The sequence below is a fragment of the Streptomyces zhihengii genome (genome assembly GCF_016919245.1).
In the GTDB taxonomy this organism is placed as follows: domain Bacteria; phylum Actinomycetota; class Actinomycetes; order Streptomycetales; family Streptomycetaceae; genus Streptomyces; species Streptomyces zhihengii.
Genome location: NZ_JAFEJA010000003.1, coordinates 313,919 through 324,522, shown reverse-complemented (window position 1 = coordinate 324,522; position 10,604 = coordinate 313,919). Strand labels below are relative to the sequence as shown.

At 63.3% G+C, this 10,604-nt stretch carries 8 protein-coding genes; 2 read left to right on the top strand and 6 right to left on the bottom strand.

From position 1 onward, the window contains the following. Positions 1 to 1,252 precede the first annotated feature (1,252 nt). On the bottom strand, positions 1,253 to 1,609 hold the full coding sequence (locus JE024_RS39245) for a hypothetical protein (RefSeq protein ID WP_205378742.1): 357 nt from the start codon (positions 1,607 to 1,609) through the stop codon (positions 1,253 to 1,255). Between JE024_RS39245 and JE024_RS39240 the strand changes: the two genes are divergently transcribed. After that, positions 1,599 to 2,156, top strand: a complete 558-nt coding sequence (locus tag JE024_RS39240; RefSeq protein ID WP_205378741.1) for an SMI1/KNR4 family protein — start codon at positions 1,599 to 1,601, stop codon at positions 2,154 to 2,156. The two genes, JE024_RS39245 and JE024_RS39240, sit on opposite strands and share 11 nt — an antisense overlap. A gap of 1,034 nt (positions 2,157 to 3,190) precedes the next feature. Here JE024_RS39240 and JE024_RS39235 read toward each other — a convergent pair. Continuing rightward, complete coding sequence (locus JE024_RS39235) at positions 3,191 to 3,403, bottom strand: hypothetical protein (protein ID WP_205378740.1); 213 nt, start codon at positions 3,401 to 3,403, stop codon at positions 3,191 to 3,193. Between the two features lie 227 nt (positions 3,404 to 3,630). Between JE024_RS39235 and JE024_RS39230 the strand changes: the two genes are divergently transcribed. Next, entirely contained in the window at positions 3,631 to 4,968 is a 1,338-nt protein-coding gene (locus JE024_RS39230; RefSeq protein ID WP_205378956.1) for an IS4 family transposase, read from the top strand. Positions 4,969 to 6,278: 1,310 nt separating this feature from the next. Here the strand turns inward: JE024_RS39230 and JE024_RS39225 are convergent. From JE024_RS39225 to JE024_RS42715, 4 genes are read right to left on the bottom strand one after another with little or no spacing between them, the layout of a single operon-like run. Continuing rightward, positions 6,279 to 7,688 carry a tryptophanase gene (locus tag JE024_RS39225; protein ID WP_205378739.1) on the bottom strand — a complete coding sequence of 470 codons (1,410 nt, stop codon included), beginning with the start codon at positions 7,686 to 7,688 and terminating at the stop codon, positions 6,279 to 6,281. 41 nt (positions 7,689 to 7,729) lie between these two features. Beyond that, positions 7,730 to 8,752 carry a methyltransferase gene (locus JE024_RS39220; protein WP_205378738.1) on the bottom strand — a complete coding sequence of 341 codons (1,023 nt, stop codon included), beginning with the start codon at positions 8,750 to 8,752 and terminating at the stop codon, positions 7,730 to 7,732. Beyond that, the gene (locus tag JE024_RS39215) at positions 8,749 to 9,429 is read right to left on the bottom strand and encodes an O-methyltransferase (protein WP_205378737.1); all 681 of its coding nucleotides are present in this window, start codon (positions 9,427 to 9,429) and stop codon (positions 8,749 to 8,751) included. Before JE024_RS39215 ends, JE024_RS39220 begins: the two co-directional genes overlap by 4 nt. A 45-nt stretch (positions 9,430 to 9,474) precedes the next feature. Beyond that, a complete protein-coding gene (locus JE024_RS42715; RefSeq protein WP_507232752.1) occupies positions 9,475 to 10,317 on the bottom strand; it encodes a 3-methyl-L-tyrosine peroxygenase-related protein in 843 nt (280 codons plus the stop codon). Between the last annotated feature and the right edge of the window lie 287 nt (positions 10,318 to 10,604).

Below are 10,604 nucleotides of genomic sequence, written 5' to 3'. Positions count from 1 at the left end.
AGCGACCACGCTGGAGCGCAGACCCTAGGAACGCTCTCGGCAGGCAATGCTCTCGCAGATTTAACGGAAGTGGCCGACCGCCGTAGGCGCGGCAAACCATCTATCAGGAACCAGAACACCCTCAAAGGATAACTACGCACAGCTCACTGGGTTGTCGCTGGCTGCCGCACGCCTTCCCCACTCCTTGCCTAGTCACTCTACCTCTCCAACTCGGGGGAGCTCACCAACCAATCCCGTTCTCAGAGACCGACAAATGTCGCCGTGAGCTGCGACTCCTCAGGCCTCGCAACCAAGGTGTGACCGCCACCAAAGGAGAAGCATGTGTCCTACTTCACCACGACGACATCATCGTCCACCCTCGCCCTACCCTCGCAGCGGCGGTGGCAAATCAGGCACTTGAGATTCCCGTCTATCCAAATGGCGTAGCGATTTGGAAAGAGCCCGGCGCATGATAGCCGGAAAAGGCAAGCCGCCATCGTCCCGCTGAGGTCAACCGCAGGCGAAAGTCGTTCCGTTCCGAGCTAGGGCCCTTCTCCCCGGGAAAGGACCGCCACCAACTGCATCGCTAGCAGAGGTCGACATTATGACGTCGAACCTGGATGCCGCTCTGATCACCGGTCGACGCAAACTGGCCTGACGCACTGGCGGTCGACATCGTCGACGCCCTAACGCGTTTGCGTTCTTGCGAAGCCACCAAGTGGAGAGGGGGCCCTGGAGGCCGGGCAGGGTCCAGGGCCCCGCGCATGCTCGTCCCGTGGGGCGAAAGCGAGCACGCGTCGCCTCACTAACGTTCGCAGAATGGAACGGGTCACGCCAGAGAGATACTCTCACTCGATCGCCCCATGGCAACCTCTCATGTTCGAACACGAAGAGGGGCTGTCTGAGCCGGACACAGCGACGGCCGAACGAGACTAGGACAGCAGCATCCGGCGTATGCTCACCGTTCCCTGCCTCGACGTGCACACAATTCCCCCCTGACCGCCTCACCCTCCTCATACTGAAGAACTGGCTGTGCTGCACACCGAGAGGTACAGGCTTGGCCATCCGGCAACTCCGGTCTCATGCGACTGGACTTGACGTGGCCTTTACCTGTCCCGCCCACCGGGCGTCATAGAGCCGACGCAGGATCCTGGAGCGACTCAGGGCGCCAAAGGACGAGTGAAGCGAAGTGGAGTGGGCAACTACCGGACCCGGCAGGTTCTGTCGATCACTGCGTCGAAGGCGGTCTCGGCCAGGTTGTAGTGCAGACCTGTCAGGGCGCGTGCTTCAGAAGCGGGTCCCAGCGGTCGACAGAGGGCAGGGGACACTGGTCAGTGAGCAGACGGACGGACCGGCGGGCGTTCAGGCTGGCCACCTTGCTGAGCTCCTGCCCTAGCAGTGCCTGCAACCGCGCCGAAGGCTCGTCCAGGGAGTTCACCCGGGGCCCTGGCGTGACGTCGTTGCGGCGGAAGTGGCCGACCTGACCAACCGCTTCACCCTTCTCATGGGCGCCGCGAAGCCCCGGCTCGCTATCCAAAGGGGTGACCCCTTCGCTGAACTTCCGTTCGACTGTCGACCTGGCCGTCGACATCTCGGTGCGCCCTGACAGCATCACGGTCATGACCGACATTGATGACCTCCTGCAACGCGTTGCCATCCGTGCCACATCCGACAGCGAGAACCTGCCCGCGCCTGTTAGCAAAGCGCAGATCGCGGAGGCCGAGGCGCAACTGGGCTTCACGCTGCATCCCCTACTCGCACGCCTGTATCGCGAGGTCGCGGATGGCGGCTTCGGCCCTGACTACCGACTGCTCCCGTTGCTTGGTCCGGGATCCAGCGTCGCTAGCGAATACCTGACGCGACGTGAGGCGTCCGCTGGTGTGGAGCACCCGGAGTGGCCCGAAGGCGTCGTGCCGATCCTGACCTGGGGCTGCGCCATGTACGCAGGCGTCGACTGCCTCAGTGGGGACGGTCAGGTCCTGCTCTTCGAGCCCAACCCGTATTGCGGCGGAGCGTGGGATCAGTGTTGGTTCCTCGACTCCGCCAGCCTCGCAGCGTGGCTAGAGACATGGCTCGCGGGGACGGGCTGGTTCGAGGAGGATGCCTTTGACAGGCACGACCTGATCGAGCCTCAACCATGGAAGCAAGCGGCAAGCCGACTCTCCTCCAGCGCATAGCGAAACATCAGCGCTTTGTCCCGTTGGCGCAGGCGTCGTCATCCGGGGCATGCTCATGACTCCCATGGGGAGCGTCGGCATCGGGCCTGCGGCCAACGCACTGGCCGCAAGTCCGGCGACCTGCGCGAGTTTGTCTTCCGGCGCCGGCCAGGCTGACCCGTAGTCCTTCGACTTCGTCGAACCAGCCCTCGCACTCGGCCTCCGCGGTGCAGGCGTGAAGGTTGTCGCGGATCTCCAGCAGCCGCCGCACGGGGTGGAGTCTGGCCAGTCCATCGGGCATCGGACGCAGGCTTCTCTGAACAAACTGATCGTTTGCTCGGAGCCCGGAGGCCCCATGCTCCCGGTGGAGTCCTCGGCGAGCCGGATCAACTCCGACCTACGCAAGTTCCTCATCCGCTGATGGGACTGGATGCAGCACCTGAGTCCGGGGGGCAGTCCAGCCAGTGCACGGCGCTACCAACGACGCTCCCGTCAGGTCGGTGAGGCCGTTCAGCGAACGAACCACCGGGCATAGGCGGGCAGCTCACCTTGTGGTCCTCCAGGTAACCGCAGATACGATTACGCTCCTCAAGCATGCTGCCCGGCAGAGCTGGTCGCCGCTCAGCAGGGGACTCAGCGATCCACTGCCAGAGCAGCCCGTAATCGAACAGACTGCGGGCAAGTGCCCCCACGACCGTGCCACCCATCCCGGAGCCCAGCAGCGAATCGGCGCAGGCGTATCGCCAGCGTGCGTACGGAAACGCCGACACGGCAAGGAACTGGTCGCCTGGCCCGTTGACGTGAAATACCGCAGGCAGCGTGTCGAGATGAAACCGCAACGCTCGCGTCGCTGTCCGCAGCGAAACGACCAAGGGGTCTATCTCGCGCCCGTCAGGCCACATGCCGTCGGTCCCGTACGGTTCCCGCCGATGCCTGCCCCGTCTGCCGATCCTCCCACGCCATCTTCCCCTTCCCGTCCGGGGCTCGAACCGCCCCGTAGCTGCACTCGCGCGGCCGCCGTGCTTCTGTGAACTTGCGCTGGTGAGGTGGTCGGGTCAGGAGCTCCCGCATTCGTGGTTGAGTTCGTGGTAGCCGCGAAAGCCGAAGAAGCGCAGGCCGTCGATCACTGCTCCAGACAGGACTTCCGGCCGGCGAATGATCATGGAGAGGACCTCGGCGAGCTCGGTGATGCGGTCCACCGCCTTGCCCAAGTAGGCCAGACGCAGGGCGAAGAAGGACTTCGTCAGTTCGCCCGCCAGGTCCCCCATGACTCACCGAAGTCAACCTCGGCGTCCATGCCCGGTTGTGGCGGATCACGAACCCCGCCGCCAGTGCCGCACTAATGCCGACGTGGTCGGCGGGCTAGAACCAATGCCGTGTAGTTAGGGCTCTGGGCTGCTTGTCAAGCAGGCTGATGAAGTGACGGAGCTCCTGCTAGAACCGTGTCGACCAAGATCACTGTTCAGCAGGAGCTCCGTTGGCCGCCAAGTCTGTCATTTCTCGTGAAGTAGCGGTTGCGGCAGGGGCGTTTGCCCCCGGCCATCTCGGCGAGCTGACACGGATTGTCCCGTTCGAGATGGTCGATGAGGTGTTGGCAGATACCGGCAGAACCCAGCAGCGGATACGGGACCTTCCCTCGCGCGTGGTGGTGTATCTGCTGCTGGGCGGGGCATTGTTCCCGGGGCTCGGATGGCAGCAGGTGTGGCAGCGGCTGACGGCCGGCCTGGACGGACTGCCGACGGCGACTCCCACGGCCGGCGCGCTGGCCCAGGCCCGCAAGAGGCTCGGGACCCGACCGTTGCGTCACCTGTTCGACTTGCTTCGTGGACCGGCCGCGGGACTCGGGATCGCCGGAACGCGGTGGCACGGACTGCTCGTCTGCGCCATCGACGGCACGTTGATGGCAGTGCCGGACAGCCCCGCGAACCAGGCCGAGTTCACCAGGCACCGCTGCAACAATGGCGGCGCGGGATACCCCTCACTGCGGCTTCTGATCCTGGTCGCCTGCGGAACCCGAACCGTCATGGACGCGGTATTCGGTCCGGCCACCGACGGTGAGACCACCTACGCTCCACGCCTGGTCCGAAGCCTGCGGGAAGACATGATCGTCCTGCTGGACCGGAACTTCGCCGTCCAGGCCCTGATCGAAGCAGTCACCTTGAGGAGCGCACACGTCCTGGTCCGGGTGAAGGAGAACCGCAGACTGCCGGTCCTGCGACGCTTCCCCGACGGCTCCTGGCTCTCCCGGATCGGACCCGTTCCGGTCCGTGTTGTCTGCTGCGAGATCACCATCAGCACATCACAGGGACGACGCACCGGCGCATACCGGCTGGTCACAACCCTGACCGACCCCTTCACCCACCCCGCCGGCGATCTGATCGGGCTGTATCACGAGCGGTGGGAAATCGAGACCACCTATCTGGAGATCAAGTCGACGATCCTCGGCGGTCGGGTCCTTCGTGCCCGCACTCCCGCCGGTGTCGCCCAGGAAGTCTTCGCAGTGCTGGTCACCTACCAGGTCCTGCGGCTGGCTATGGCGGACGCCACCGCCAGCCGGCCCGGGACCGACCCCGACCGGGCGAGTTTCTCCATCGCCCTGAACACCGCCCGCGATCTGGTCATCAAGGCCGCAGGCGTGTTCAGTGGCGCCGTGATCGACCTCGTCGGCACCATAGGCCGCCGAATCCTGGCCGCCCTCATGCCCGACCGCCGTGTCCGCACCCGTCCACGCGTCGTGAAACGGGCCATCTCGAGATACAACGCCAGAGGCACCGTCGACCGCACCACCTACAGGGCCACGATCAGCGTCCACATCCTGACGCCCGCCCCTTGACACCGCCCACGGCACCCCCAACTACACGGCATTGGGGCTAGAACTGCCGAGATCAGGGTGCGAGAGCAGTTTCGAGCCCGACTGCGGGTAGGTGTCCGCTTCCGCACAAGTGCGGGGGCTACATCATGCCCGTCACTCACCACTCTGCAGTGTCCGATGTTGCCCTGGTGGGCGACTGCTCCCTGCAAGGCGCGTATCCGGAACTCGTGTCCACATGGCAGAGTCGCTCTCGACCAGGGCGGTGGAGAGCCATTCGGCGTCTGGAACGTTGTTGCGTAGAAAACCGAAAGCCCTCACACCGGCACCCGTCCGCGGGTGTTGGGCAACGTGCTCGCATCGGAAGAAGTGCGTAAGTTCGGGGGATCTGAGCGGGTCACCGCTGTAATACAGGGCACCTGGCGCGAAGAATCCATCAGGTACTGCACTCGATCGCGGCTCAGGCGTGGAACCTGAATATGCGGGGCCATTCCGCGTGGCCTCCTGTGCCATGGTTCGGACCATGGCAAGGCCGAGCGCGTCGGCCGCCGTGCGTGCAGTGGGAACATCGAATAGGCGCAACTCCGGCCACCTTCTCCTGGCTGCGACAACCTCTTCTTCCGTGCAGGGCTGGTATGGCCACACAGAGGTGACTTGTTCGTTTCCCTGTGGTCGTCTCGACAGTTCACGATCTAGCAGGTTGAAGCCCTCCACGATCTTCTGGGATAGGTCATCGCGCTCCTCTAGCATTTGGATGGCTGAGGCAAGCCTCACGTCTGGGCCCTTCTCATGCTGAGTACGGTGCCGGCTGGCTTGCCATGCTGTGATGTCCGTCCGCAAGTCGGCAAGCAAAGCAGCGAGTTCCGGCTTCTCTAACATGAATCCCCTGTGGTTCGAGGCAAGTGCGCCCGACTGAGTACCCGTTGGTGCACGAACAAGTTCATCGAATGAAGGTTCGAAGCCGTCGCGGGGTGAGCCTGCTTCAACTTCATGGGAGCACGCCCTGCGACGCCGCTGACGGGGCGGCGCAGGGCGTGCTGGGAGGCTGCCGACCGATGAGGGGGGAAGGAATCGGCCGGCAGCGGGACTGATCGGCGCCACCACCATGCTTCACATGACACAGAAGTCGATCGGCTTCTAGAGGGTCAGGTAGTGCAGTCTCGACGACCCTGGGTGCGCATCGTAAGTGTCAGTGGCATGGCAGTTAGAGCCCGAAGAGCCCCGGGCTCCGTGGGTGTCAGGGCCGGCACGAAGCCCGGAAGGGTGTAGTTTACTGATTGTCCTTTTCGAGTCAGCAGAGAAGTCTGTCGCGTTGCAACGAAGGCACTCCAACCCTACTCGAACGGGTCACTCCCCGCGCCAGAACCGGAGGGCGTGAAGCGAGCCTGGAAGAAGCGCAATGTCTCTGGCTCATGGGCGAAGTCCAACCCTGTGTGCAGGCGGTCTCGTTCCTTATGCACTTGGATGACGGACTCCGCAACTACGTCCATATGGCTTTGGGTGTAGACACGGCGGGGAATGGTGAGACGGATGAGTTCGAGCCGGGGGTATCTGTTCTGGCCTGTGCTGTGATCGCGGCCAGCCGATACGGCCCCGCGTTCGGCGGCTCGGACCCCAGAGTCGAGGTAGAGGGCTGCAGCGAGGGTTTGCGCCGGGAATTGTTCGCGCGGCACATGGGGCAGCGCCGCTGCGGCGTCAACGCAAACGGCATGTCCTCCGATGGGTTGCACCAGCGGGATGTCGGCCTCCGTCAACAGGTCACCAAGATATGCAACTTGATTGACACGGGCCGCAATGTTCTCTTCCTGGACGGATTCCGATATCCCTGCAGCAACGGCTTCTAGGTCGCGGCCAGCCATGCCTCCGTAGGTGTGTAGCCCTTCGTAGAGCACTACAAGGTTACGGGCCTGCTCGGCGAGCTGCGGATCACGCACTGCCAGCCAGCCGCCAATGTTCGCGTAGCTGTCCTTCTTCGATGACATGGCCGCGCCGTCAGTACGTTCGCACATCTCTCGCAAGATGTCTGCCACGCTGTGCGTGGCCCAACCGGGCTCCCGTTGCTTGATGAAGTAGGCGTTCTCTACCGCGCGGGCGGCATCCAGCATCACGGCTATGCCGTGATGCTGTGCCAGGTCTCGCACCTCGGTGAGGTTGGCCATGCTGATCGGTTGCCCGCCGGCCATGTTCACTGTGGCTGCCACGGATACGTAGGGGATGTTGGCTGCCCCGACTTCGGCGATGAGGCGCTCGAGCTTGGCCAGGTCGACGTTTCCCTTGAATGGGTGCTCGTCGAGGGGATCGTGCGCCTCATCGATGATGACGTCGTGGAACGTGCCGCCATTGAGCTCCTGGTGAGCTCGAGTGGTGGTGAAGTACATGTTGCCCGGGATGTGCGTTCCGGGACGGATCAAGATGCGGGAAAGCAGGTTCTCCGCTCCCCTGCCCTGATGGGTGGGGATGATGTGCTCGTAGCCGTAGTACTTGCGGACGGCAGCTTCCAGGCGGTAGAAGCTGCGCGCGCCAGCATAGGCTTCGTCCCCCACCATCATGGCGGACCACTGGCGGTCGGACATGGCGTTGGTACCGGAGTCCGTGTAGAGGTCGATGTACACGTCGTCCGATCGAAGGAGGCTGATGTTGTAGCCAGCTTCCTTCAGTGCCTGCTGACGCTCGTGTCGCGTTGTGACGCGAAGCGGTTCCACCATCTTGATGCGCCAGGGTTCTGCCGGGTGCTGTCGTGGCATGAGCTCTTCCTTCAGCTGATCACGTACGGGCGGAACCTATGTCAAAGCTTGCGGGCCACGAGGACTCCGTTAGCGCCCAGACCCTCGAAGGGTGTGACCCCTTGAGGTTCAAGGCCTACCTCTCGCATCCAGGCGGAGTACTCCGCAGCTGTGTAGTTCCTCCCCCACGTTTCGACGAGCATGTTCAGGCTCATGAGAGCGGCGAGCGGCGGGCCCTGCTTGGCGTCATCGACGAAGGACTCGCAGATCAGGAGGAGACCATCCTTGGGAAGAGCCGCGGCGCACGTAGCAAGAATCTTCTTGACGTCCCCCTCGTCCCAGTCGTGCAGGATGTTGGACAGGAGCAGGGCGTCGTATCCCGATGGCAGCGTGTCGTTGAAGAAGTCACCGACGGCGAAAGAGATGCGATCCTCAAGCTGGGCTTCCACCACCCGCGGGCGGGTGAGGTCGCATACAAAGGGAAGATCAAAGATCGTCGTCCGGAGATGCGCGTAGCGCTTGCACAGCTCGATGTCGTAGGCGGCGCCACCGCCGCCGACGTCAAGGAGAGTGCGGACGTTCGTGAAGTCGAGGGCGTCTGCCAGCAATTGTGCCGTATAGGCAGACAGGGAGTGCATACCGTTCCAGAAGTGCTCCGTCATCACCGGATCATCAGGCGCGAACAGAGACTCCTGGCGCTGCGGATCCCAAGTGGTGGGATGATTGCCACGCAGCGAGTCGGCCAGCTTCTCATAGGCCGGGTACTCATGACGGTCCACCACCGTGACCCAGCCGCCGAAGTAGTTCGGCTTGCCCTGGACCAGGAACTCCTCGGACATAGGAGTGTTGCGGTACGAGCCCTGCGAGTCCAGTCGCAGAAGCCCGATAGACGTACAGGCTGTGAGCAGCAGTTCAGCGGGCCTGCGCTCCAGGTCGTGCCGACTCGCGAAGTCGGCGATCGTCGTCGATCCCCCGTCTGAGAGTTCGGTAAACAAGCCCAGGTCACAGGCGAGAGCCAAGGCTTTGAAGGAGTAGATTCCCGACGTGAGCTCCATCAAGGGAATGGGTGTGACAGCCTGACTCATGATGTTCCTCCGGGGGTGAGTGGAACCTTGCGGGCAAGGGTGATGCCGTCGGCGATGGGGAGCATGACCGGGTCCACGCGGACGTCGGCGGCCACGTGATCGTTGAAGGCTCGAATGGCGGCAGCATTGCCTGTCGCACGCGGATCCGCGGCGTGCCCCCCGTAGAACACGTTGTCGGCCACGATCAGCCCACCGGGGCGCAGCCGAGGTACCAGTTGCTCCCAGTAGCCGATGTAGCCGGGCTTGTCGGCGTCGATGAAAGCCATGTCGATGCTCGGTGTTCCGGGAAGAGAAGCGAGGGCGACGGCGGCGGGGCCGACTCTCAGGTCGATTCTGTCGGCCACCCCTGCGCGTTCCCATGCCTCGTGGGCGATGTCTGTCCACTCCGTGGAGAGATCGCACGTCAATACGTGCCCGTCGGGTCCCACTCCGCGTGCAAGGCAGAGTGTGGAGTAGCCGGTGAAGGTTCCGACCTCCACGACGTGACGAGCGCCCAGAAGCTGGGCCAGGAGAGTGAGCAAAGCTCCCTGTTCGGGGGGCACCTGCATCTCAGCAGCCTGACCGAGTGCCGTGGTGCGCTTGATCAGCTCTTCAGCCACCGCATCGGGCTTTGGGTTGTGCCCGGACATGTACTGGTACAGGTCTTCGCTTAGTTCGACGTATTTGCCCAACGTCATGTGGTCTCCATTTACCGACATTTGGTGACAGGCGCTTCGCGGCTGTCAGCTGTGCGGAAGTAGGGTGTGGTCGTGGACCGACGTAGCTAGTTGCCGGGCTTGGTGCGCGAAACGCAGTCCAGCCTCTCGCTCCAAGCTTTCGATCTCGTGGCGGCTGCCGTCCGGAGCTGCGGCCGAGACCGGTCGGCCACCGTAATAGAGGCCTCGGCTGTCCAGGTCGGTTGTGATTCTCCGCAGACGCTGCAGCAATTGGGCTTGCAGTGCGTGCCGGCAGACCTGGCTCCGGCTGACGAAAAAGAATCGGTCGTAGAGGGCGAGCTCTTCCGGACTGGGCTCGTGGCCAGCTCCGCGTCCGCTTTGCTGCAGCATCGAGCTACCTTCGGGCACCAGTTGTGCTGCTACGGCCATGTGTACTCGGTGATTCCGTCGAACTGCTTGCGCAACCATAGGCGGTCCTGCGGCTGCGGCCGCCCGCAGGAGACGGGGCAGGCCCCGATACTCATGCGCCCATTCCCCACTGAAGGATGGGTGTGCCCGCGCCATGCGCGGGCGGATTACCTGTAGATAGGTCTCCGGCGGGCAGCTTCCTGTGTACAGAAGCAAGCTGGAGTACTGGTCCAGCAAATGGACGGTCTGGTCGTCCGACGTATGATCTCGACGGATCAGCGCCTCGCGCAACAACAACCATTCCAGAAAGGCAGCCTGGTGCCCAACTATCCACCGAGACCAGGCGATTGCGCCACTACTTGATGGGGGACCAAGGTCGTCGAGGCCGTGGCCGAGGCCGGCTGGCTGTATAACTTGTCGACCTGACTTAGAAAACCGGCCAGCTGACAGGCAGTTGCACGGTGAAGCACCGTGAACGTCTGACACTGCTTCTGCGTGCATTAATGGTAGGTGCAGCGTCTCTGGTGTCACACCAGCAGTCTTGAGAACCATCCATACCACCTCAATGACCGAGATCGTCGCTCATGACTCGCGCACTGGACATCGTGAGGCGAGCACCTGCCTGTGACCCGAGACTTCCTGGGTGGCTTGAAGCAGACTGTGCTTGCTGACCACCAACATAGTGAGCGTTTCATTTGTCATGCACGAAGCCGACCCCCTGACTGCCCGTTCCGCCGGGCACTCCAGGTACGAGCGGGAACGGGCAGCGCGCAGCCAGTGACAAATCC

What these genes read in the sequence shown, in the direction of transcription:
- JE024_RS39240 (WP_205378741.1), top strand. Translation starts at nt 1,599, where the DNA reads ATGACCGACATTGATGACCTCCTGCAACGCGTTGCCATCCGTGCCACA.
- JE024_RS39245 (WP_205378742.1), bottom strand. Translation starts at nt 1,609, where the DNA reads ATGTCGGTCATGACCGTGATGCTGTCAGGGCGCACCGAGATGTCGACG.
- JE024_RS39235 (WP_205378740.1), bottom strand. Translation starts at nt 3,403, where the DNA reads ATGGGGGACCTGGCGGGCGAACTGACGAAGTCCTTCTTCGCCCTGCGT.
- JE024_RS39225 (WP_205378739.1), bottom strand. Translation starts at nt 7,688, where the DNA reads ATGCCACGACAGCACCCGGCAGAACCCTGGCGCATCAAGATGGTGGAA.
- JE024_RS39220 (WP_205378738.1), bottom strand. Translation starts at nt 8,752, where the DNA reads ATGAGTCAGGCTGTCACACCCATTCCCTTGATGGAGCTCACGTCGGGA.
- JE024_RS39215 (WP_205378737.1), bottom strand. Translation starts at nt 9,429, where the DNA reads ATGACGTTGGGCAAATACGTCGAACTAAGCGAAGACCTGTACCAGTAC.
- JE024_RS42715 (WP_507232752.1), bottom strand. Translation starts at nt 10,317, where the DNA reads ATGCACGCAGAAGCAGTGTCAGACGTTCACGGTGCTTCACCGTGCAAC.